This window comes from Streptomyces sp. NPDC060002 (assembly GCF_042737245.1).
Classification (GTDB): Bacteria; Actinomycetota; Actinomycetes; order Streptomycetales; family Streptomycetaceae; genus Streptomyces.
The window spans coordinates 20,961-41,768 of record NZ_JBHWUW010000028.1; the positions used below are offsets into that span (position 1 = coordinate 20,961).

The window sequence follows — 20,808 nt, forward strand, 5'->3', positions numbered from 1 at the left end:
ATCGGTGACCGGGAGTCGACGGTTCGTCACGGGCGGGCGCTGCGGGGGAAGCAGGCATGGTCAAGAGGTACGTGGTCGCGCCGCACGGGGGTCGTGGCACCCACCCCGACATCGGGTCCGCGCTGCGCGCCGCGACCGCGCGGGGCCGGGCCGCCCGGGTGGAGATCACTCCCGGCCGCTACGAGGAACGGCTCACCGTCCGGGGCGAGATCGAGCTGGCCGCGCTCGGTGAACCCGGCTCCGTGGTGGTGAGCGTTCCCCGGGGCACCGTGCTCGACGTCACGGGGTCGGTCGTGATCCGCGGCCTGGCGCTGGTCGGCCGCGACGCCGACGCCGGCGTCGTCGACTGCCACGCGGGGACCCTCACCCTCGACCGGGTGGCGATCCGGGCGCACAACGGGGTCTGCGCGCACGCCCGGCCGGGCACCTCCATGACGGTGACGGACAGTGAGTTCCATTACGGCCGGACCGTGTTCGCCGGTGCCGCCGGGCATGTCGAGCGGTGCCGGTTCACCGACGCCGCCGACAACGCGGTCGCGGTGATCGAGAACGCCCGGGTGCTGGTCCGGGACAGCCGGTTCGACGGCAGCCGGATCCACGGCGTACGCGTCAGCGACGCCTGGGCCCACCTCGTCGGATGCGAGGTCACCGGCACCGAGAAGGCGGCCGTCATGGCGGACACCCGGGCGGAGCTGATCGTCGAGGCGTGCACGGTCGTCGCCACGCACATGGCGGGCCTGGCCTTCATCGAGCAGTCCCGGGGCTCCGTGCGGGGCACCCGCGTCACCGACGCCGAGAACGGGATCCTGGTGGCGAGCGGCGCCGACCCCTCGGTGCGCGGCTGTGTGTTCGCCGACTGCCGCGACACCGGCATCCACGTCCAGGACTCGGGCCGTGGCACGTTCGAGGACTGCGAGATCACCGGCGCGGGAAACGTCGGGGTGCTGTCGACTCGGGGCGGCGCCCCGCGGGTGACCGGCTGCCGCGTCTCGGCGGGCAATGTCGGCATCGCCGTCACCGACAAGGCCAGAGGCCACTTCACCCGCGTCGACGTGCACGATCTGACCGGCGTCGCGCTGCGGGTCTGGGACGAGAGCAAGGCCGAGTTCGCACAGGTCACCGTCGAGCGCTGCCCGTTCGGTCTGGAGACCAGGGGCAACGGCGGTACGACGGCCGAGCTCACCGACGCGAGGATCCGCGACTTCGACATGGCGGCCGTGGCCGCCATCGGCCAGTCCCGGGTGAGGCTGACAGGCGTGTCGGCGCAGCGCGGGCTGCTGGGGTTCGGCGCCGGCGAGGAGGCGCAGCTGCACGTGCACGACAGCGAGGTCTCGGCCGTCGGCACCGGCGGGGCCCTGGCGTTCGGCACGGCGCGACTCGTCGCGAGGAACCTCACCGTCACCGGTGCGCAGTCGTACGGCCTGTGCGGGACGGGCTCCGCGTATCTGGACGTCGCCGACAGCCGGTTCGAGGACTGCGCGGCCACGGGCGTGCGCTGCGACGACGCGTGCGGCGGCCGGCTGGCGGGCTGTGCCGTGACCGGGACGACGGCGGTGGCCGTGCAGCACAACGGCCGCGTCAGCCTGGTCTCGCTCCGCACCTCGCTGCCGGTCAGGGAGATCACGGAGCCGCCCCCGCCGCCGACGATCGTCAACCACTACCACGGCCCGGTCTTCGTCGAGGCGGTCCACAGCGCCCAGTTGGCGTGGAACAACACCAACGTCATCCAACAGCAGAGCAACCAGAGCGACCAGGACGGAGCCGGCCGATGAACGAGCCGCAGCAGGAGCACCACTACGAGGGGCCGGTGTTCCAAGGGGCCGTGTCGGGCTCCCAGTTCGCCTGGAACAACGAGACGGCCACCCAGAACCAGCAGCTCAACAGCGCGGTCGCCCCGGAGCACGAGGCGCTGGCGACGCTGGTGACCGAGCTGCTCCGGCAGCTGCCCGCGGCCGGCCTCGGCGACCGGGAACGCGAGGACGCCGAGAGTGCCGCCCAGGAGGTCCTCGCGGAGATCACCGGTCCGGAGTCGCCCGAGCCGGGCAGGCTCCGCCGCTCGGTGACCATGCTCAAGGGAGCCCTGGCGCCCGTCGCGACCGGCCTCGCGGCCGGGACGGCGGTCGGGGCGCAGGAGTGGGCGCAGTCCGCGATCAGGGGGCTGACGGGACTCGTCTGAGGTCCGAGCCGGAGCTGCCCTGCCCGCGAGGGCCGGGCGGCACGACGGGGCGCGGGGGCCTCGGACGGCTCCCGCGCCCCGGACCCGACGCGGCGGACTCAGGCGAGCTTGGCCGACAGGGTGATGGTCGTGCCGGTGAGCGCCTGGCTGACCGGGCAGTTCTTCTTGGCGTCCTCGGCGGCGGCGGCGAACGCGTCGTCGTCGAGGCCGGGCACGGTGCCCTCCACGGTCAGGTGGATGCCGGTGATGCCCTCTCCCGGCTGGAAGGTGACGTCCGCGGAGGTGACGAGCTTGGTGGGCGGGGTACCGGCGCCGGCCAGGCCGTGCGACAGCGCCATGGAGAAGCAGCTGGAGTGGGCGGCTGCGATCAGCTCCTCCGGGCTGGTCTTGCCGTTCGCCTGTTCGGCGCGCGACGGCCACGACACCGGCTGCTGACCGATGCCGGAGGAGTCGAAGGTCACGACCCCGTTGCCCTCGAGCAGGTTGCCTTCCCAGACCGTGTGTGCGGAGCGCGTGGTAGCCACGGTTCTTCCTTTCGCATGGGGTTCTGCAGGGGGTTCCCGTTGCACGGGTTTTCCGTTGCCCGGGTTTCCGTGCCCCATCCGATCACACTCCGCGTCACCGCACCCGGAACACCGGCCCCCGCGCGGTGAACGGCAGTCGACGACCCTGCGGTATCAGGTACGCGTGCTCGCGCCGTACCCGCAGCACGTCGCACCAGCCGTCGGTGATCACGAGCAGCGGCGCGCCCGGCGGGAAGTCGTCGGCGCGGTGCAGCAGGTCGATGCCGGGCTGCAGGACCGTACCGCCGCGGCCGTGCACCCGGACCCGGCCGGCGATCTCGGTGACCGGCAGATAGCCCGCGTCGTGCGCGGCCGCGTCGCAGAACACGACCCGGGCGGCCGGCACGTCGCGGGCCTCGGCGTACGAGGCGATGGCGCCGAGCGCCTTGCCGAGCAGGGTGCGGTCCATGGAGCCGGAGGTGTCCAGGACGACGCCGAAGGTGGGGGAGGGCGATCTCCCGGGCGGGAACCAGCGGCCGGCGCGCGGGATGTCGGGAGTGGAGGCCTGTCGGCGCGCGGGAGGGGCGTAGGTCCGCACGGGCTCGGGGCGTGGCACGAACTCGTCGAACCAGCGGGCCAGTTGGGCGTCCCAGGGCAGCGGCGGGTGGCCGAGCGCACGGATCTCCTCCACCAACCCGCCGGGCAGCAGGCCGCGTTCCTGCCGCTGGTGCAGGTCGAGGCGGTTGACGAGCGCGGAGGCGATGGGCCGGGCGAGCGCGTTGTCCGTGGCCCGGTTCCCGGCGCCGATGACGATCGAGCCCCTGGGGAGCTCGTAGTTGCCGATCCGCCGGTCGAGGATGAGGGAGTAGAACGCCTTCTGGACGTCGGGCGTCGCCGCGTTGAGCTCGTCCAGGAACAGACAGTACGGCTCGTCACGCGCGATGGCCTCCGGCGGGCAGAACACCGACCGTCCGTCCCGGATCTGGGGTACGCCGATCAGGTCCTTGGGCGCGAGCTGGGTACCGAGCAGGCTCACGCACTCCAGCCCCAGCGACTCGGCGAAGTCCCTGACCAGGGAGGACTTTCCGATACCGGGGGCGCCCCAGAGGAACACCGGCCGCACGGTGGCGAGGCCGAGGAGCAGTTCGGGGATACGGGAGGGCGTGACCGTGACGGCAGCCTGCAAAGGAAGGCTCCTCGGGAGAATGCGGGAAGGGCGCCCGAGTGCGCGGGATCCGGACGAACGGATCAGTACGGACAGTGTGTGCGTACGGTCCCCGCGGCGCAGCCGATTTTCAGGCGGCGCGCTCCTCCGGTGCCGTCTCCAGTGGTACCTGGGGCCCGTCGGACTCGCGCAGCCAGCGGCGCAGGACGCGGTGCACCTGCTCCGCGCCGGTCAGCTCCTCGTCGCCCTCGGCGGGTGCGGACAGCGCGAGCGGGGACAGCAGGAACGGTCTGGCCTGGGCCCCGCCGAGACCGCCGTGGGAGCCGATCTGCTCCTCGAAGGCGAGGACCTCGCCGTCGGCCGGGTCGTGGAAGGAGTTGACCATGATGTCGGCGGTGTGCGGGAAGGAGTGGGTGCGGCGCACGGCGTCGGCGGCGCCGGGGCCGAAGGCGGCCAGCGGGCCGGGCGTCCGGTCGAGTCGGTCCAGCGGGATCTCCGCGCCGTACGCGCCGAGGACGACCCCGCCGTGCTCCTCGCTGCGGACGAGGAGGAAGCCGATGCCGGGGTGGTTGGCGAGGGTGGTCAGCAGGGCGGGGTGGCGGGCGTCGATCTCCTCCTTGCTCATCCGGTGCGGTACGTCCGGGAAGGAGATCAGGCCGAGGTTGCCCGAGGCCAGCACGATCGGTTCCGAGCGGCGGCCGGACGGGCGGTGGCGTTCGCCGCCCTCCTCGACGGGCCGGCGCAGGGCCGCGCGGACGGCGGCCCTGGCCTCGGCGCCGCTGTGGGTGCGTTCGGCCCTGCGCGGCACGGGCAGCCCGCAGCCGGCCCGCACCAGATCGCCGAGGGTGAGGCCGTAGCGGGCGCGAAACGTTTCGCCGGGGCTCTGGCCGTGGTCGGACAGCACGACGATCCGGTAGGGACGGGGTGCGTGCTCGGCGACGTTCTCGAGCAGCGCGAGCGCCCGGTCGAGGCGGCCGAGGACCTGCTCGGTGTCCCGGCCGAGCGGCCCGGAGTGGTGCGCGACCTCGTCGTACGCCACCAGGTCGGCGTAGACGGCGGTGCGGCCGGCGAGCATGTCGCCCGTCACGGCGGCCACCACGACATCGCGTTCGACGACCGTCGCGAAGGCGCGGACCAGCGGGTAGAGACCGCCGCGTCCGACGTGTGGACGTTCCCTGCGCAGCCGGGCGCGGGTGGACTGGACCGTCTCGCGCACGACCTCGGCGACGAACGACAGGGCCGTGCGCACGGCGTTGGCCGGGTCGCAGAAGTAGGCGAAGTAGCCGGCCCTGGACCGCGTCTCCCGGCTGCGCCGACGGGTGGCGATGGACAGCACGAGGGCCTGCTCGTCGGCGCCGCCGCTGAAGAGGTTGCCGCGGCTCGCGCCGTCGGCGCAGAGCAGACCGCCGTCACCGGTGCGTTCGACCGCGCGGCGCTGGAGTTCGGCGGCGCTGGTGGGGCGGTTGCAGACCATCACCTCCCCGGTGTCCTTCTCGTACCAGCGGAAGGCGGGCACGTCGTGGTTGCTGCCGTGCAGGATGCCGAGCTGGCTGGCGCCGGTCTGGCTGGACCAGTCGGTATGCCACGGGGTGAGCCGGTGGCTGGGGCGGGGGGCGCCGCTTCCCGCGAGGCTCCGCGCCCGGCCCTGGTGCGGGGCGCTGCCCAGCCATCCGGCGACGGTCGGCATCAGCCCCTTGCGCGCCGCCGCGGCCAGCACGTCGTGGCCGACGCCGTCGAGCTGGAGGAAGACGGTGCCCGGCGTGGAGGGGCAGGCGGCGCCGCCTCTTCGACGGCGGTCGGCGAGCCGGTACAGGCGGCGGCGGTAGGCGTCGTCGTCGCGTACGGCCAGGGCGCCGCCCGTCGCGGAGGCGACGGCGGACATCACGGCGGCGACGATCACGGCGGTCTCGGGGGCCGCCTCGCTCTGCCCGGAGGGGTTCAGGCGCAGGGCGAGCAGCAGCAGCGAGCCGTTGAGGAAGAACACCAGCAGGCCGAGGACCAGCGCCGGTACGAGCAGCAGCAGGCGCACCAGCAGGGGCCAGGCCAGGGCCGACAGCACGCCGAACGCCCCGGCGCCGACGGCGGCGGTCCTGGCGATGGTGGTGGCGCTGTCCCCGTCGGCGGACTGGAGCCGGAAGTCGGGCAGGATCCCCGCGAGCACCAGCATCGTGAGCGTGCAGACAGCCCACACCGCGACGCTCCGCCCGATCTGACTGGCGGCCCGCCGCCAACGCACCCCACGCACGCCCCGTACACCTCACGTTCCGGCCCCTACGCCCGCAGGGGCCGCCCTCCACCCTGTCACACCCCGGTGGCGGCCATCCCGCGGCTGGCTATCGCCCGTCGTAGCCGGCCGTCGGCATCGACAGCCTCCGGTGCACCCGGGCCTTCATCTGGGCGTCGTAGGCGGGCTCGGCGCTGCCGACCGTCTCCACCCGCACGCCGCGCCGGGCGCACTCCGCGGAGAACTCCTCGACGGAGGACAGCGCGCTCTCGAGGACCCGACGGCTCGGCGCGACGAACAGGTCGACGCCGGCCCGGATCCCGTCCCACAGCACGCAGTGGTCGGCGCGCAGCCCACGCACCAGCAGTTCCCGGCCGACGACGTAACCGCGCTCCGCGGCCCACCGCGCGCACATCGCGTGCTGGCTGCGGGAATCCACCAGGAAGGGATCGGCGTCCAGTTCCTCGAGCGGCGTCAGACTCGCGATCGCCGTGACCCGCATGACCCGCACCGGTCCCATGGCGTCCCCCTCACCTCCGGGTTTCGCCGCCGACCCTACTCCTGCCCGTAGGCTTCGGGGGAGTCGCGCGAAGGAGGCAAAGAGGTGGCGGTGGAGATCACGTGGTGGGGGCACGCCACCTGCACGGTCGAGGATTCGGACGTACGTGTGCTCACCGATCCCCTGTTCGCGCGCCGCCTCGCGCATCTGCGCCGCCGCCGGGGCGCGCCGCCCCCGCCCGGCGCCTGGCGCGCGGACGTGGCGCTCGTCTCCCACCTGCACGCCGACCATCTGCATGTGCCCTCGCTGGCGCGCCTTGCGCCGGGCACGCGCCTGTTGGTGCCCCGGGGCGCGCCGCGCGCCGTCCCCGGGCTGCGCCGCCTGCGGCATCTGCGGCTGAGCGAGATGGCGCCGGGGGACGAGATCACCGTCGGCGACGTGCGGATACGGGCCGTCCCCGCGCGTCACGACGGGCGGCGGCTGCCGGTCGGACGGCACCACTCCCCCGCGCTCGGATACGTCGTCGAGGGCGAGGCCCGGACGTACTTCGCCGGGGACACCGGCCTGTTCGACGGCATGGCCGAGGAGGTCGGGCCGGTCGACGTGGCGCTGCTGCCGGTGGGCGGCTGGGGGCCGTATCTCGGCGAGGGGCACCTGGACGCGGGGCGCGCGGCCGAGGCGCTGGTCCGGCTGGCGCCGCGCACCGCGGTGCCGGTGCACTACGGCACCTACTGGCCGATCGGCATGGACGCCGTGCGCCCCCATGAATTCCATGCTCCCGGCGAGGAGTTCGTACGGCTCGCGGCGCAACGCGCGCCGGGCGTGGCGGTGCACCGGCTGGGGCACGGGGAGAGCGTGCGCCCGGAGGTCTCCCGGTGAAGTGGTGGCTCGCCGCGACCGTGACGGTCGTGCCGACCGAGGCCACCCAGCAGGCCCTCGGCTATCCGTCGTTGTTCCTGCTGGTGCTGATCGGGGCGCTGGTGCCGGTGGTGCCCACGGGGGCGCTGGTGAGTACGGCGGCGGCGGTCGCCGTCCATCAGACGGTGCCGTTCGCGCTGGCGATGGTGTTCCTGACGGCGTCCCTCGCGGCCTTCTGCGGGGACGCGACGCTGTACTGGCTGGGGCGGCGCGGGATGCGGTCCAAGAACGGCTCGCGCTGGCTGGAGGCGATCCGCTCGCGGGCGCCCGAGGAGCGGCTGGCGCAGGCGCAGGACAAGCTCGCCCACCACGGCACGGCCGTACTGGTGCTGTCCCGGCTGGTGCCGGCGGGCCGGATACCGGTGATGCTGGCCTGTCTGATGGCGAAGTGGCCGCTGCGCCGCTTCGTGCGGGGCAATCTCCCGGCCTGTCTGGCCTGGACGCTGACCTACCAGCTGATCGGGATCCTCGGCGGCTCGCTGTTCCCCGAGCCCTGGGAGGGCGTGGTCGCCGCGGTCGTGCTGACCGTGGTGATCGGCGCGGCCCCGAGCCTGTGGCGCCGGTCCCGGGGAACCGGGGCCGCCTAGCCCGGTGGCCTTGCCGGACCGGGACACCACGCCGGACCGGGGCACCCTTGCCGGTCCGGCGACCGTGGTGCGCGGATCCGTGCTGCTCCAGTACCCGTACTGCTCCGGTACCCGTGACCCGTGCGGCTCCGGTATCCGTGACCCGTGCCACTCCACTACCCGTGCGGCTCCGGTACCCGTGCTGCTCCGGACCGTGCCACTGCAGTACCCGTACTACTCCAGTACCCGTGCGCCTCCCACCGGCAGGTCCCACAGGTCGTCCCGCTCCAGCCCCGCCTTGTCCCAGGCCGCGCGCACGCGGGTGAGGGGCTCGAGGACCGGCTCGGCGGACAGCACGAACGTGCCCCAGTGCATCGGGGCCATCCGCCGCGCCCCGAGGTCGAGGGTGGCGCGGACCGCCTCCTCCGGGTCGCAGTGGACGTCGCTGAGCCACCAGCGGGGGTCGTAGGCGCCGATGGGCAGCAGGGCGAGGTCGATGCCGGGGTGGCGCCGGCCGATGCGCGAGAACCAGTGGCCGTAGCCGGTGTCCCCGGCGAAGTAGACGCGCTGTCCGTCGGGGGCGGTGAGCACCCAGCCGCCCCAGAGGGAGTGACAGGTGTCGGTGAGGGAGCGCTTTGACCAGTGATGGGACGGTACGAAGTCGAAGCGGACGCCGTGGAGTTCGGCCGCTTCCCACCAGTCCAGCTCGGTGACCCGGGTGAACCGGCGGCGCAGGAACCAGCGTCCGAGCCCGGCCGGCACGAACACGGGCGTGTCGCGCGGGAGCCGGCGCAGCGTGGGGGCGTCGAGGTGGTCGTAGTGGTTGTGGCTGATGACGACGGCGTCGACGCGCGGGAGCGCCTCCCAGGGGACGCCGACGGGGGTGATCCGGGCCGGGGTGCCGAGGATACGGCGGGACCAGACCGGGTCGGTCAGGACGGTGAGCCCGCCGACGCTCACCACCCAACTGGCGTGGCCCGCCCAGGAGACGGCGACGGTACGGGCGTCCACCCGGGGCAGCGGGGCGGGCGCGAAGGGCAGCCGGGGAATGTCGGCGAGGCCTTCCCTGCCGGGCCGCACGGAACCCTCGCGGGCGAACCGGGCGAGGGCCTTGAGGCCGGGCAGCGGTGAGGTCAGCCGGTCGTGGAAGGTCCGCGGCCACACCCGCCGCTCCCCCGGTGGGCGGGGCTCGGCGAGTGGCGGGGCGAGGGGTGCGAGCGGGGACAGGGGGGCCGGGGCGTCGGCGTCCGCTGTGGTCAGCGTGCTGGTGGTGGTCGACTCGGACTGGTGCGTCATCGAGGAGGCTCCCATCGCTGAGCGTCGTCACGGAGATCGTCGAAGACCGACCTCAAGAGCATCAACGCGTGTTGCACCTGCGGCAGTTCCAGCGGCGCGGGGGACATGAGGCATTCCACGCGCTGTGCGTCCTTACCGTCCAGCAGCATGCCGGTGGACAGCCGGACGCGCAGTGCGCCGAGCTCGTCCCCGAAGCGGTGTCCGCCCGGCGCGGGCATCCCGAGCCGGGCGGAGAGGAAGTCCTCCAGGTCCTGTGCGTCGCCGACGCCGTGCGCGGTGAGCGCGGTGCGCAGCGGTCCGAGATCGACGTACAGATGACGGCCGGCCCGGGGCGGCAGGGCGAGACCGCCCGCGGCGACCACGGTGGCGTGCACGGCGTCCGCCACGCGCGCGTGCAAGCGTACGGCGGCGGCGACACGCGCGGTGACCGGCTCGGGCTCGGCGAGGGCGTACCCGGCCGCGGCGGCGACCGGAGCGGCCACGCGTGCGCCGAGCGCGGTGAGGACGTCGAGCACGCGCGCGTGCAGGTCGTCACCGGTGGCCGAGGCGGGGAACCGGGCGACGGCCGCCGGCCAGCCGGTGGGCAGCAGCGCGCCGGCGAGGTCGCTGACCACGGTGACGTGCTCCGGGAGCATCTCGGCGGGGCTGACCAGCACGGTGTCGTGCGGCGTGTGCAGCGTGTCGCGCCAGGTCTCGTCGCTGACCAGGTGCAGGCCCTCGCCCGCGGCGGCCTCCACCGCCTCGTGCAGCACCTCGGGCGGCGCGACGGTCGCGGTGGGGTCGTCGGCGACGGACAGCACCAGCAGCCTCGGGTCGCCGCCCTCGGCGCGCACCCGGCGCACGGTCTCCAGCAGGGCGTAGGGGTCCGGGACGCCGCCGCACTCGGCGGGCGTCGCCACATGGAAGACGGGTCTTCCCAACAGTCGTGCGTACGGCGCCCACCAGGCGGCGCAGGGCCGGGGCACCAGGACGTCGCCGCCCAGGGCGGCGGTCAGCGCGAGCAGCAGGGCGGGGGCGCCGGGCCCGGCCACGATGCGTGCCGGCTCGGCGGGGGTGCCGCGGCGCTCCCAGTAGCCGCGGGCGGCGTCGAGCAGGGCGGGGCCGCCGCCGACCGGCTCGGCGTCGGCGCGGCCGGCGGCCTCGGCGAGCACCGAGGCGAGTTCCGGCAGCACCGGCAGGCCGTCCGCGGGCAGCGGCGGGCCGTAGCGGACGGGCCCGTGGTCCTCGGCTTCCGTCCGCCGCATGTCGTCCTCCGCGCAGTCCGTCCCTGGTGCCCTGCCTGGTCCTGGTGCCCGTGTCCGGCGTGTCTGGTGTGTGCCCGCGGCGCCGTGCCGTACCCGGCCGTCGGACGTCGTCGTGGGCCGGGCGGGGCGGCGCGTCCCGGGCGGGGCCCGGCGGCCCCGCGGGGCCGGACGCCCGCTACGAGGCCGATCGTGCCCCTGCGCTCCGAGTACCCCGTGGGACCACGCCCCATGGCCGTCCCCGCACGTTGCGCCGGTCACAGCGGCCGGGCCGGCCCTCCGGCGGGTCAGACGCCGCCCTCGGGGTCCCGGCGGCGCAGCCGGTGCACGGCGGCGCCGAGCGCGCCGGCGATCAGGAGGCCACCGGCGGCGAGCGCGGGAACGGAGCCGGTGAAGGCACCGCCCTCACCGGCCTGGACGCCGTGCCCGACGGTGGCGGGGGCGCAGTCGGCCTCGTGGGACGGGGCGGCGCGGGGCTGGGGCTCGGGCGGGGCGCACGGCTGGACGGGGCGGCAGGTGTCGGTGTGCGCCGTGGAGGTGCCCTGGACCTGCGGACACGGCCGGCCGGTGTCGCAGGACGCGGTGGCCGCCGGCCCGCACGGCTGCGGTGCGCCACGCGCGACGTCCAGGGTCGCGCTCCATGGCTTGCCCTGTCCGCCGGGCGCCGCCGGGCAGGTGCCGTCGACGGTCCAGGCGGCGTCGGGTCCGACCGCCTCCGGGCTCACCTCGAGGTCGGCGGCGGGCGCGATATGGGCGGTGCCCCGGTAGGCGGACCCGGACTGCGCGCCGTCGGCGCCGGGGACCTTGCTCAGTTTGACGGTGCCCTCGGCGAAGGCCTGCGAGGTGGCGTCGAGGCTCTCGGGCGCGGTGGTGCCGAGGGGACCGCAGGAGACGGAGACGGAGACGCTGCCGCCCGGGGCGACGCTGCCCGGGCTGACCTCCGCCGCCGGGTCCGCGAACGCCGCCGGACCTACGGCGACCAGAACGGCGCCGGCCACGGCGAGGGCGGAGAGGAGGTGGGCGGTGCGACGCATGGCACGGTTCCTTCGGCCGACGGCTGCGGGCGGGGCGTTCGCGCCCCACAGCCATCAGAGCCCGAGGGCCCGCCGGCCGCGCGCGGCCGGACGCCATTGGCGGGACACAGGCCGCCGACCGGGTGACCGCCGGCGCCTCCGCGGGCCGCCGGGCTCCTGCTACGCAGCGTCGTCCAGGACCTGTTCCCGCAACCGATTGCAGCAGCGGTTGATCAGCCGGGACACATGCATCTGCGAGATGCCCAGCCGCTCCGCGATCCGGCTCTGCGTCATGTCCTCGAAGAACCTCATGTACAAGATCGCCCGTTCCCGCTCGGGCAGCGCGGCGAGCCGGTCCCTGACGGCCTCCCGGTCGACGACCGTGCCCAGCGCCGGGTCCGCCGCCCCCAGCACGTCGCTCAGTGAGTAGCCGTCCTCGCTGCCCGGCAGCTCCGCGTCCAGCGACAGCGCGGTGAAGCTCTCCAGCGCCTCCATCCCGGTGCGGACGTCCTCCTCGCTCAGCTGCGCGCGCTCGGCGATCTCGGCGACGGTGGGCCGCCGCCCGGAGACGGTCTGGGCCAGGTCCTGGCCGGCGAAGCGCACCCGGTTGCGCAGTTCCTGGACCCGGCGCGGCACGTGCAGGGTCCACATGTGGTCGCGGAAGTGCCGCTTGATCTCACCGGTGACGGTGGGGACGGCGTAGCTCTCGAAAGCGTTCCCGAGTTCGGGGTCGTAGCGGTCGACGGCCTTGACCAGGCCGAGAGCGGCGACCTGACGCAGGTCGTCGAAGGCCTCGCCGCGGTTGCGGAAGCGGCCGGCGAGACGGTCGGCCATGGGCAGCCAGGCCTCCACGATCTGGGAGCGGAGCGTGTCACGCTGGGGCCCCGGGGGCAGGGTGGCGAGCCTGCGGAAGGCGTCGGCGGTGTCGGGGGCGTCGTCGTGCGGATGGCGCTTCGCGTTCGCTCGGTTCGGCATGGGTGGGGCAACTCCCTTGGCAGTGCTTTGGATTGGCCGGTCACCGGGGAAGCGCGACAGCGGCCCGACCGGGCCGCCGGGGGCCGCGAATTCGCGCCCTCCCACGGACGTGCCTCCGGTCCGAAGCACTGTGGCGCGCCTGCCCCGGACTCCCCCCGCCAAACGCCCGCCCAGGTTTTCCGGCGGCTCCGGGGGTCACCCGGGACGGGGCACGGCCTTCACACCGTGTCCATGTCCCCTGCCCAGGAGGTCACTTCCATGAGCGTCAAGGTCTCCGACCACGTCCTTCAGCGGCTGCGGGAGTGGGGGGTGGAGCAGGTCTTCGGCTATCCCGGCGACGGCATCAACGGCCTGCTCGCCGCCTGGGGCCGGGCCGGGGACGAGCCGCGTTTCGTGCAGTCGCGGCACGAGGAGATGTCCGCGTTCCAGGCGGTCGGCTACGCCAAGTTCAGCGGCCGTCTCGGGGTGTGCGTGGCGACCTCGGGGCCGGGCGCGATCCACCTGCTCAACGGCCTGTACGACGCGAAGCTCGACCGTGTGCCGGTCCTCGCGATCGTCGGCCAGACGCATCGCTCGGCGATGGGCGGCTCGTACCAGCAGGAGGTGGACCTGCACACGCTGTTCAAGGACGTCGCCTCGGAGTTCGTGGAGACGGTGACGGTCCCCGAGCAGTTGCCGAACGTCCTGGACCGGGCGATCCGCACCGCGTACGCCCGCCGCTGCCCGACCGCGGTCATCATCCCCGGGGACGTGCAGGAGCTCGCCTACGCGGCGCCCACCCACGAGTTCAAGATGGTGCCGTCCAGTCTCGGCCTGAGCGATGGGACGACGATCCCGTCGGAAGAGCCCCTGCGGCGGGCCGCCGACATCCTCAACTCCGGTGACAAGGTGGCGATCCTGGTCGGCCAGGGTGCCGCCGGGGCCCGGACCGAGGTCGAGCGGATCGCCGGGCTGCTCGGCGCCGGCGTCGCGAAGGCGCTGCTCGGCAAGGACGTCCTGAGCGACGACCTCCCCTATGTCACCGGCTCGATCGGCCTGCTCGGCACCCGGCCGTCCTACGAGCTGATGCGCGACTGCGACACCCTGCTGACGATCGGCTCGTCCTTCCCGTACACGCAGTTCCTGCCCGAGTTCGGCAAGGCGCGGGGTGTGCAGATCGACCTCGATCCGCACATGATCGGGATGCGCTACCCGTACGAGGTGAACCTCGTCGGCGACGCGCGGGAGACCCTGCGCCGGCTGATCCCGATGATCAGGGGCGAGGAACGCGGCCGGGAGTGGTTCGAAACCGTTTGTGACAACGTACGGCGCTGGGACGACGTGCTGGACCGGCGGGCGGGGCTGTCGGCCGACCCGATCAACCCGGAGTACGTGGCCCGCGCACTGTCCCCGCTGCTCCCGCCCGACGCGATCGTCACCTCGGACTCGGGCTCGGTGGCCAACTGGTACGCCCGCCACGTCGCGCTGCGCCCCGGCATGCGCGGCTCCCTCTCCGGCACGCTGGCGACCATGGGCTGCGGCGTGCCGTACGCGATCGGCGCGAAGTTCGCCCACCCGGACCGGCCGGTGATCGCGCTGGTCGGGGACGGGGCGATGCAGATGAACGGGCTCGCGGAGCTGATCACGGCCGCCAAGTACAAGGACCGCTGGTCGGACCCGCGGCTGGTCGTCGCCGTGTGGAACAACCGCGATCTGAACCAGGTGACGTGGGAGATGCGCGGCATGGGCGGCGCCCCGTCGTTCCTGCCCTCGCAGGAGCTGCCGGACGTGCCGTACGCGGAGTTCGCCCGCTCCCTGGGGCTGACCGGAGTGCGGGTGGAGACGCCGCAGGACGTGGAACCGGCCTGGCGTACGGCCCTGGAGGCGGACGGCCCCGCGGTCGTCGAGTTCCTCACCGACCCGGCCGTGCCTCCGGTGCCGCCGCACGCCACCTGGGAGCAGATCGAGGCCACGCTCGCCTCGGCCCTCAAGGGCGACGCCGGCCGGGGCTCCATGATCAAACAGGGCTTCAGGGCGAAGCTGCAGGAGTTCCTGCCGGGGCGGCAGGAGAAGTAGTCCGACGACCCTGTGTCGGCTCCCTGTCCTCGGGTACGCGGTGGCCACCGACGCCGAGAAAGGATCTGGAGGAAGAGACATGCAGCGAGGCAGCGACCGGCTGAGCGTGCACCGGGACGACGAGATGAAGCACGAATTGCAGGGTCTGCTGAGGTCCGGACACCCCACGCGGGTGGAGGAGTGGCACGACCCCGAGCCGTCCGCCGAGGACGACCCCGAGATCTGGGGCGGGCCGGTGGTGCCCGGGAGCGCCCGGGCGACGCTGGAGACCGTTCGGCTGGAGCTGGCGCGGACCCTGGGACGGACTTCCTTCCCCGCGGGCGCGGACGCGCTGGCCGTGGGCCTGCGCCGCAAGAACGCGCCGGACGCGCTGGTGGAGGCGGTACGGCAACTGCCGGGCAAGGACCGCTACGCCACTGTCCAGGAGCTGGCCGAGGCACTGGTCGGGAGCAGCCGGTGACGGCGCGGGACCCGGTCGTCGAGATCGGGCCCGCCGGCACGAGGGCCGCAAGGACACGGAAAGGACGTTGAACCCGTATGCGCATCGCGTTTCTGACGGCGCCCGAAGGCGTCGAGCAGGTCGAGCTCACCGACCCCTGGCAGGCGGCGGTGGACGCGGGCCACGAGCCCGTCCTGGTGTCGACCGAGTCCGGCGAGGTCCAGGCGTTCAACCATCTCGACAAGGCGGACACGTTCCGGGTGGACGAGGTCGTCGGTGAGGCGTCCGCGGAGTCCTTCGGCGGGCTGGTCCTGCCGGGCGGCGTCGCGAACCCCGACTTCCTGCGCGCCGACGACAAGGCCGTGGCGTTCGTCAAGGACTTCTTCGAGCAGGGCCGCCCGGTCGCCGCGATCTGCCACGCCCCGTGGACCCTCGTCGAGGCGGACGTCGTACGGGGCCGTGTCCTGACCTCGTGGCCCAGCCTCGAGACGGATCTGCGCAACGCGGGCGCCACCTGGGTCGACGAGCAGGTGAAGATCTGCGACCACGGCCCCAACAAGCTGGTCACCAGCCGCAAGCCGGACGACCTGAAGGCGTTCTGCGAGACGTTTCTGGACGTGTTCGCACAGGAAGCGGGCTGACCACCGGTCGGTGACCATCGGTCGGCGGTCGACGGCCAACCGTCGTCGGTCGGCCGTAGGCGGTCGGTGGTCGTCGGTCGGCCGTAGGCGGTCGGCGGTCGTCGGTCGGCCGTAGGCGGTCGGCGGTCGTCGGTCGGCCGTAGGCGGTCGGTGGTCGTCGGTCGGCCGTAGGCGGTCGGCGGTCGTCGGTCGGCCGTAGGCGGTCGTCGGTCGGCCGTAGGCGGTCGGCGGTCGTCGGTCGGCCGTAGGCGGTCGGCGGTCGTCGGTCGGCCGTAGGCGGTCGGCAGGACACCGTAGACAGTCTGCGATCGACCGGCCACACGCAGACAGTCCCGCCAGACAGGCAGACAGGCAGACAGGCAGACAGCAGCAGCGCAGAACATCGCACGGGACGGCGCCAGACGGCTCCGGTGGGCTCAGGCCGCGCCGGGGCCGCTCGTCGTTCCCCGGCCCCACTTGCCGACCGGAGTGCCCGCCGAGCCGCCCTCCCCGGCCGCCCGGCTCCCGGCCGGGGCCTGGCGCGAGTGGACCTCGTCCGCTCCGACGGCCCGTTCCCGCGCCCCGTCCCGGGTGCGGCCCGGCGAGACGAAGCGGCGCGGGTTACGGCGCAGGTACTCGCCCTCCAGCTGGGCCATGCGCCCGTTGTGGGCGCGCAGTGCGTCGTTCGAGCCGTACAGCAGGGTGTCGTGGCGCGTGCGGTGGATCGTCTCCAGCTCTTTCATGAGCTGCTGGTCGTCCAGCCGGTCCGGGTCGACTCCGGTCATGGTCATGCCCCGCTCGTCGTGTTCGTCCATGCGGTTCGGGTACCCCACCCGGGAGCACGTCTCCGCATCCACTGTACGAACATTTGGGCCCCCGGGCCTCCGTGCGGACCGGCTCCCTACCGGGCCCGCTCCACGCGCCGCTCGTCCCACACGGGCTCCGCGGTCTCCCGGACCCGGCCGTCGCTGCCGAAGACCAGATAGCGGTCGAAGGAGCGGGCGAACCAGCGGTCGTGGGTGACGGCGAGGACGGTGCCGTCGAACGCCTCGAGGCCCTCCTGGAGGGCTTCGGCGGACTCCAGGTCGAGGTTGTCGGTCGGCTCGTCGAGGAGCAGGGCCGTGACGCCCTGCAGTTCCAGCAGCAGGATCTGGAATCGGGCCTGCTGGCCGCCGGAGAGCCGGTCGAAGGTCTGTTCGGCCTGCTGGGTCAGCTCGTAGCGGCGCAGCCGGGACATGGCCGCTCCCCGGTCCTGGGAGTGTTCGCTCCACAGGATGTCCAGGAGGGTGCGGCCCAGCAGTTCGGGGTGGGCGTGGGTCTGGGCGAAGTGCCCGGGCACCACACGCGCGCCGAGCTTCCATTCGCCCGTGTGCGTCACGGTGTCGCCGGCCAGCAGCCGCAGGAAGTGCGACTTGCCCGAGCCGTTGGAACCGAGGACGGCGACCCGCTCGCCGTAGAAGACCTCCAGGTCGAAGGGCTTCATCAGACCGGTGAGCTCGAGGCCCTTGCAGGTGACCGCCCTGACGCCCGTGCGGCCGCCCTTGAGGCGCATCGTGATGTCCTGCTCGCGGGGCGGCTCCGGCGGCGGGCCGGCCTCCTCGAACTTGCGCAGCCGCGTCTGGGCGGCTGCGTAGCGGGAGGCCAGCTCATGGCTGATGGAGGCGGCCTGACGGAGGTTCAGGACCAGTTTCTTCAGCTGGGCGTGCTTCTCGTCCCAGCGGCGGCGCAGCTCCTCGAAACGGGCGAAGCGTTCCCGGCGGGCCTCGTGGTAGGTGGCGAAGCCGCCGCCGTGCACCCAGGCGTCGGCCCCGGCCGGGCCGGGCTCGACGGAGACGATCTTCTCGGCGGCACGGGAGAGGAGTTCGCGGTCGTGGGAGACGAAGAGGACCGTCTTGCGGGTCTCCTTCAGCCGTTCCTCCAGCCACCGCTTGCCGGGCACGTCGAGGTAGTTGTCCGGCTCGTCGAGCAGCAGCACCTCGTCGGTGCCGCGCAGCAGCGCCTCCAGCACGAGCCGCTTCTGCTCACCGCCGGAGAGGGTGCGCACGAGGCGGAACTGCGCCTTGTCGTAGGGGACACCGAGCGCGGCCATCGTGCACATGTCCCACAGCGTCTCGGCCTCGTACCCGCGCACCTCGGCCCAGTCGGCGAGGGCCTGCGCGTACTGGAGCTGCGCGGCCTCGTCGTCGACGGTCATGAGCGCGTGCTCGGCCTTGTCGACGGCCTGCGCGACCTCACGGATGCGGGGCGGGGACACGGACACCAGCAGGTCGCGGACGGTCGTCTCGTCCCGCACGGAGCCCACGAACTGGCGCATCACGCCGAGACCGCCGGACACGGTGACGGTCCCGCCGTGCGGTTTGAGCTCGGCCGAGATCAGCCGCAGCAGGGTCGTCTTGCCGGCGCCGTTGGGTCCGACCAGCGCCACCACGGCCCCTTCGCCCACCCGGAAGGACACGTCGCCGAGCAACGCCCTCCCGTCGGGGAGGTAGTACTCGAGGTGCGCGGCTTCCAGGTGTCCCATGAGGACGCATTCTGCGGTCCGCCCACGGGATGCGGCAAACCGTTATGCGCCGCGGGCCGGGGAAGGCACGCCGTCGCCCGTCAGCCGCCGGCCCCTGTCACCGGCTGTCCCGCCGGGCCGCCCTCCCCTGCGGGCACGACCGTCGCGCCCGCCCAGGACAGGGCCTTCCAGCCGTCGGCCGGGGAGCCGTCGAGGACGACGGTGCCGGTGTTGGCGAGGCGGTGGACGGCGGCGTAGGGGACGTCGACGTTGACGGCGCGGGTGGCCGCCCAGGCGCGGATCGCGGCGCCGTGGCTGACCATCGCGACGGTTCCCGCGCCGCTCGCCGCGGCCTCGGCGACCACGGCGTCGTACCGCGCCAGGAACTCGGTGCCGCTCTCCCCGCCCGGCATGCGCAGCTCGACGTCGCCCGCCGCCCAGGCGAAGACCGTGCGCAGGTAGAGCTCGCCGCGCTCGGAGTCGCCGGGCACCATCTCCAGGTCGCCCGCGGAGATCTCCCGGATGCCGTCGCGGACGAGGACGTCGAGGCCGCGGGCGGCGGCCAGCGGGGCGGCGGTGAGCCGGGTGCGCACGAGGGTGGAGGCGTAGAGGGTCTCGATGTCCTCGTCGGCGAGGGCCTGCGGCAGGGCGGCGGCCTGCTGTGACCCGAGTTCGGTGAGGCCGGGTCCGGGGACGGCGGTGTCGAGCAGGTAGTCCACGTTCGTGGGGGTCTGGCCGTGGCGGACGAGCAGCAGTCGCATGCAGTGACCCTCCGGTGTCGAATGCCGCCCCCGCACAAGAAACGGCCACTTCAGGGTACCCGCAGCGCATGATGTCCGACGTCGATCTCACCGTCCTGAAGCCCGGCCGGCACGGCCTGCGCGATCTGTTTCTCACCCTCGACGACCGGGTGTTCGCGTTCGCCGCCGAGCGGCACTGGCCGGCCGCCGAGCCGGTCCTGCCGCGGCTGAGCCGCAGCGCGAACCACGGCGTGCTCTGGTTCGCGACGGCGGCGGCCCTCGCGGTGTCCGGCACGCCCCGGGCCCGCCGCGCCGCCGTGCGCGGGCTGACCTCCCTCGGCCTTGCCTCCCTCACCATCAACACCCTCGGCAAGCGCTCGGTGCACCGGTCCCGGCCCGTGCTGGACGCGGTGCCCCGGGGACGGCGGCTGAAGCGGCAGCCGATCACCACCTCCTTCCCGTCAGGTCACTCCGCGTCGGCGGCGGCCTTCGCGGCCGGGGTCGCCCTGGAGTCGCCGGTGTGGGGGGCGGTGGTGGCGCCGGTCGCGTTCTCGGTGGCGATGTCCCGGGTGTACACGGGCGTCCACTTCCCGAGCGACGTGCTCGCCGGCGCGGCGCTGGGCGTGGGCGCCGCGTTCGCCGTCCGGCACGTCGCGCGCCTCCGTCGGCGAAGCCACCGGGACACGGACGACCACTGACGCATCGTCAGACCACATCGCAAGACGAATGGTCTCACCATCCGAGCACCGGCGTACGGTGAGGGAACCGGGGACCCGGTTCGTCGAGAAGGGGCAGAGCCATGCCGAAAGCACAGGAGACGGCCGTCTACACGCACGGACACCACGAGTCGGTGCTGCGTTCGCACACCTGGCGGACCGCCGCCAACTCCGCGGCCTACCTGCTCGGTTCACTGAAGCCCCACATGAGGATCCTGGACATCGGCTGCGGCCCCGGCACCATCACCGCCGACCTGGCCGCCCTGGTCCCCGCCGGACACGTCACCGGCGTCGACCACGCGCCGGGGATCCTGGAGCAGGCGCGGGCCACGGCCGCCGAGCGGGGTCTGACCAACATCGACTTCGCGGCCGCCGACGTACACGCCCTGGCCTACCCGGACGACACCTTCTGCGTCGTCCACGCCCATCAGGTGCTCCAGCACGTGGGCGACCCGGTCCAGGCGCTGCGCGAGATGCTGCGGGTGACGAAGCCGGGCGGCTACGTCGCGGTCCGCGACTCGGACTACGCGGCGATGACCTGGTATCCCGCATCGTCCGGGATGGACGACTGGCTGGACCTGTACCGCCGGGTGGCCCGGGCCAACGGCGGCGAACCGGACGCCGGGCGCCGGCTGAAGTCCTGGGCGCTGACCGCGGGGTTCACCGACATCACGGCCACCTCCGCCACCTGGACCTTCAGCACCGCCGAGGAGCGGGCCTGGTGGAGCGGCCTGTGGGCCGACCGCACGGTGGCGTCGGCGTACGCGGAGCGCGCCACGCAGGGCGGGCACGCCACCGTGGAGGAACTGCGCGCCGTGTCGCAGGCCTGGCGGGAATGGGGGCGGCGGGAGGACGGCTGGTTCAGCGTCCTGCACGCGGAGATCCTGTGCCGAAAGGCGACCTGATCCGCGAACGGTTCACGGAGGGCTCGTGAATGAAGTGCGAATGATTTCCGCAATCCGGGAAACCCGCATTGCAGGAGGTTGACACTATGGTTCCCGTTCTGCTGGTTCTGCTGCTGGTGCTGATTCTCTTCGGCGCCGGATTCGCGGTGAAGTTGCTCTGGTGGATCGCACTCGCGGTTCTCGTTGTCTGGCTGCTCGGCTTCCTGGTTCGCGGAACCAATTCCGCGGGAGGCAGGGGTCGCTGGTACAGGTGGTGA

19 protein-coding genes and 2 pseudogenes are annotated in these 20,808 nt (G+C 73.6%); 10 read left to right on the forward strand and 11 right to left on the reverse strand.

Annotated features, from left to right (window positions below; all coding sequences use genetic code 11):
* Nucleotides 1–56: 56 nt before the first annotated feature.
* Together ACFWBD_RS23785 and ACFWBD_RS23790 are read left to right on the forward strand one after the other, a co-directional pair.
* Nucleotides 57–1,772: a right-handed parallel beta-helix repeat-containing protein gene (locus ACFWBD_RS23785; protein ID WP_385670117.1), complete on the forward strand. Its 1,716-nt coding sequence runs from the start codon at nucleotides 57–59 to the stop codon at nucleotides 1,770–1,772.
* Nucleotides 1,769–2,176 carry a hypothetical protein gene (locus ACFWBD_RS23790; protein ID WP_385670120.1) on the forward strand — a complete coding sequence of 136 codons (408 nt, stop codon included), beginning with the start codon at nucleotides 1,769–1,771 and terminating at the stop codon, nucleotides 2,174–2,176. The genes ACFWBD_RS23785 and ACFWBD_RS23790 overlap by 4 nt, the downstream gene beginning before the upstream one ends.
* Nucleotides 2,177–2,274: 98 nt before the next feature.
* Here the strand turns inward: ACFWBD_RS23790 and ACFWBD_RS23795 are convergent, their stop codons facing one another.
* From ACFWBD_RS23795 to ACFWBD_RS23810, 4 genes are all read right to left on the reverse strand, one after another.
* Nucleotides 2,275–2,700, reverse strand: coding sequence for an OsmC family peroxiredoxin (locus ACFWBD_RS23795; RefSeq protein ID WP_020125610.1), 426 nt, complete (start codon nucleotides 2,698–2,700; stop codon nucleotides 2,275–2,277).
* A gap of 94 nt (nucleotides 2,701–2,794) precedes the next feature.
* The gene (locus ACFWBD_RS23800) at nucleotides 2,795–3,865 is read right to left on the reverse strand and encodes an AAA family ATPase (RefSeq protein WP_385670123.1); all 1,071 of its coding nucleotides are present in this window, start codon (nucleotides 3,863–3,865) and stop codon (nucleotides 2,795–2,797) included.
* A 109-nt stretch (nucleotides 3,866–3,974) separates the two neighbouring features.
* Entirely contained in the window at nucleotides 3,975–6,089 is a 2,115-nt protein-coding gene (locus tag ACFWBD_RS23805; RefSeq protein WP_385670126.1) for a phage holin family protein, read from the reverse strand.
* 88 nt (nucleotides 6,090–6,177) lie between these two features.
* Nucleotides 6,178–6,588 carry a hypothetical protein gene (locus ACFWBD_RS23810; protein WP_062644016.1) on the reverse strand — a complete coding sequence of 137 codons (411 nt, stop codon included), beginning with the start codon at nucleotides 6,586–6,588 and terminating at the stop codon, nucleotides 6,178–6,180.
* An 84-nt stretch (nucleotides 6,589–6,672) separates the two neighbouring features.
* Here ACFWBD_RS23810 and ACFWBD_RS23815 point away from each other — a divergent pair, with 84 nt between their 5' ends.
* Nucleotides 6,673–7,446, forward strand: coding sequence for an MBL fold metallo-hydrolase (locus tag ACFWBD_RS23815; protein ID WP_385670129.1), 774 nt, complete (start codon nucleotides 6,673–6,675; stop codon nucleotides 7,444–7,446).
* The gene (locus ACFWBD_RS23820; protein ID WP_385670132.1) at nucleotides 7,443–8,072 is read left to right on the forward strand and encodes a DedA family protein; all 630 of its coding nucleotides are present in this window, start codon (nucleotides 7,443–7,445) and stop codon (nucleotides 8,070–8,072) included. Before ACFWBD_RS23815 ends, ACFWBD_RS23820 begins: the two co-directional genes overlap by 4 nt.
* Nucleotides 8,073–8,285: 213 nt before the next feature.
* On the opposite strand, the gene ACFWBD_RS23825 is transcribed toward ACFWBD_RS23820, so the two are convergent.
* From ACFWBD_RS23825 to ACFWBD_RS23840, 4 genes are all read right to left on the reverse strand, one after another.
* Nucleotides 8,286–9,347: an MBL fold metallo-hydrolase gene (locus ACFWBD_RS23825; RefSeq protein WP_385670135.1), complete on the reverse strand. Its 1,062-nt coding sequence runs from the start codon at nucleotides 9,345–9,347 to the stop codon at nucleotides 8,286–8,288.
* Complete coding sequence (locus ACFWBD_RS23830; RefSeq protein ID WP_385670138.1) at nucleotides 9,344–10,591, reverse strand: aminotransferase class I/II-fold pyridoxal phosphate-dependent enzyme; 1,248 nt, start codon at nucleotides 10,589–10,591, stop codon at nucleotides 9,344–9,346. The genes ACFWBD_RS23825 and ACFWBD_RS23830 overlap by 4 nt, the downstream gene beginning before the upstream one ends.
* Before the next feature lie 284 nt (nucleotides 10,592–10,875).
* A complete protein-coding gene (locus ACFWBD_RS23835) occupies nucleotides 10,876–11,622 on the reverse strand; it encodes a hypothetical protein (RefSeq protein WP_385670141.1) in 747 nt (248 codons plus the stop codon).
* A 159-nt stretch (nucleotides 11,623–11,781) separates the two neighbouring features.
* Nucleotides 11,782–12,576, reverse strand: a complete 795-nt coding sequence (locus tag ACFWBD_RS23840) for an RNA polymerase sigma factor SigF (protein WP_385670144.1) — start codon at nucleotides 12,574–12,576, stop codon at nucleotides 11,782–11,784.
* Nucleotides 12,577–12,834: 258 nt separating this feature from the next.
* Here ACFWBD_RS23840 and ACFWBD_RS23845 point away from each other — a divergent pair, with 258 nt between their 5' ends.
* The 3 genes from ACFWBD_RS23845 (at nucleotide 12,835) to ACFWBD_RS23855 (ending at nucleotide 15,711) form a co-directional block, all read left to right on the forward strand.
* On the forward strand, nucleotides 12,835–14,631 hold the full coding sequence (locus ACFWBD_RS23845; protein WP_385670147.1) for a thiamine pyrophosphate-requiring protein: 1,797 nt from the start codon (nucleotides 12,835–12,837) through the stop codon (nucleotides 14,629–14,631).
* Nucleotides 14,632–14,710: 79 nt separating this feature from the next.
* Nucleotides 14,711–15,091 (forward strand): DUF2795 domain-containing protein, encoded by a 381-nt coding sequence (locus ACFWBD_RS23850; RefSeq protein WP_385670150.1) that lies wholly within the window; start codon nucleotides 14,711–14,713, stop codon nucleotides 15,089–15,091.
* A gap of 77 nt (nucleotides 15,092–15,168) precedes the next feature.
* A complete protein-coding gene (locus ACFWBD_RS23855; protein ID WP_385670152.1) occupies nucleotides 15,169–15,711 on the forward strand; it encodes a type 1 glutamine amidotransferase domain-containing protein in 543 nt (180 codons plus the stop codon).
* Nucleotides 15,712–16,250: 539 nt separating this feature from the next.
* Here ACFWBD_RS23855 and ACFWBD_RS23860 read toward each other — a convergent pair.
* The 3 genes and pseudogenes from ACFWBD_RS23860 to ACFWBD_RS23870 all read right to left on the reverse strand — a co-directional run.
* Nucleotides 16,251–16,505, reverse strand: a pseudogene (locus tag ACFWBD_RS23860) (DUF6158 family protein); the annotation flags it as partial.
* 86 nt (nucleotides 16,506–16,591) lie between these two features.
* A complete protein-coding gene (locus tag ACFWBD_RS23865) occupies nucleotides 16,592–18,211 on the reverse strand; it encodes an ABC-F family ATP-binding cassette domain-containing protein (protein WP_385670155.1) in 1,620 nt (539 codons plus the stop codon).
* 80 nt (nucleotides 18,212–18,291) lie between these two features.
* Entirely contained in the window at nucleotides 18,292–18,951 is a 660-nt protein-coding gene (locus ACFWBD_RS23870; protein ID WP_385670158.1) for a histidine phosphatase family protein, read from the reverse strand.
* 68 nt (nucleotides 18,952–19,019) lie between these two features.
* On the opposite strand from ACFWBD_RS23870, the pseudogene ACFWBD_RS23875 reads away from it, so the two are divergent.
* The 3 genes and pseudogenes from ACFWBD_RS23875 to ACFWBD_RS23885 form a co-directional block, all read left to right on the forward strand.
* Nucleotides 19,020–19,595 (forward strand): annotated as a pseudogene (locus ACFWBD_RS23875) (phosphatase PAP2 family protein); the annotation flags it as partial.
* 134 nt (nucleotides 19,596–19,729) lie between these two features.
* Nucleotides 19,730–20,551 carry a class I SAM-dependent methyltransferase gene (locus ACFWBD_RS23880; RefSeq protein ID WP_385670161.1) on the forward strand — a complete coding sequence of 274 codons (822 nt, stop codon included), beginning with the start codon at nucleotides 19,730–19,732 and terminating at the stop codon, nucleotides 20,549–20,551.
* 86 nt (nucleotides 20,552–20,637) lie between these two features.
* On the forward strand, nucleotides 20,638–20,808 hold the full coding sequence (locus tag ACFWBD_RS23885; RefSeq protein ID WP_385670165.1) for a hydrophobic protein: 171 nt from the start codon (nucleotides 20,638–20,640) through the stop codon (nucleotides 20,806–20,808).

What these genes read in the sequence shown, in the direction of transcription:
- ACFWBD_RS23785 (WP_385670117.1), top strand. Translation starts at nt 57, where the DNA reads ATGGTCAAGAGGTACGTGGTCGCGCCGCACGGGGGTCGTGGCACCCAC.
- ACFWBD_RS23790 (WP_385670120.1), top strand. Translation starts at nt 1,769, where the DNA reads ATGAACGAGCCGCAGCAGGAGCACCACTACGAGGGGCCGGTGTTCCAA.
- ACFWBD_RS23810 (WP_062644016.1), bottom strand. Translation starts at nt 6,588, where the DNA reads ATGGGACCGGTGCGGGTCATGCGGGTCACGGCGATCGCGAGTCTGACG.
- ACFWBD_RS23825 (WP_385670135.1), bottom strand. Translation starts at nt 9,347, where the DNA reads ATGACGCACCAGTCCGAGTCGACCACCACCAGCACGCTGACCACAGCG.
- ACFWBD_RS23830 (WP_385670138.1), bottom strand. Translation starts at nt 10,591, where the DNA reads ATGCGGCGGACGGAAGCCGAGGACCACGGGCCCGTCCGCTACGGCCCG.
- ACFWBD_RS23835 (WP_385670141.1), bottom strand. Translation starts at nt 11,622, where the DNA reads ATGCGTCGCACCGCCCACCTCCTCTCCGCCCTCGCCGTGGCCGGCGCC.
- ACFWBD_RS23840 (WP_385670144.1), bottom strand. Translation starts at nt 12,576, where the DNA reads ATGCCGAACCGAGCGAACGCGAAGCGCCATCCGCACGACGACGCCCCC.
- ACFWBD_RS23845 (WP_385670147.1), top strand. Translation starts at nt 12,835, where the DNA reads ATGAGCGTCAAGGTCTCCGACCACGTCCTTCAGCGGCTGCGGGAGTGG.
- ACFWBD_RS23850 (WP_385670150.1), top strand. Translation starts at nt 14,711, where the DNA reads ATGCAGCGAGGCAGCGACCGGCTGAGCGTGCACCGGGACGACGAGATG.
- ACFWBD_RS23855 (WP_385670152.1), top strand. Translation starts at nt 15,169, where the DNA reads ATGCGCATCGCGTTTCTGACGGCGCCCGAAGGCGTCGAGCAGGTCGAG.
- ACFWBD_RS23865 (WP_385670155.1), bottom strand. Translation starts at nt 18,211, where the DNA reads ATGGGACACCTGGAAGCCGCGCACCTCGAGTACTACCTCCCCGACGGG.
- ACFWBD_RS23870 (WP_385670158.1), bottom strand. Translation starts at nt 18,951, where the DNA reads ATGCGACTGCTGCTCGTCCGCCACGGCCAGACCCCCACGAACGTGGAC.
- ACFWBD_RS23880 (WP_385670161.1), top strand. Translation starts at nt 19,730, where the DNA reads ATGCCGAAAGCACAGGAGACGGCCGTCTACACGCACGGACACCACGAG.
- ACFWBD_RS23885 (WP_385670165.1), top strand. Translation starts at nt 20,638, where the DNA reads ATGGTTCCCGTTCTGCTGGTTCTGCTGCTGGTGCTGATTCTCTTCGGC.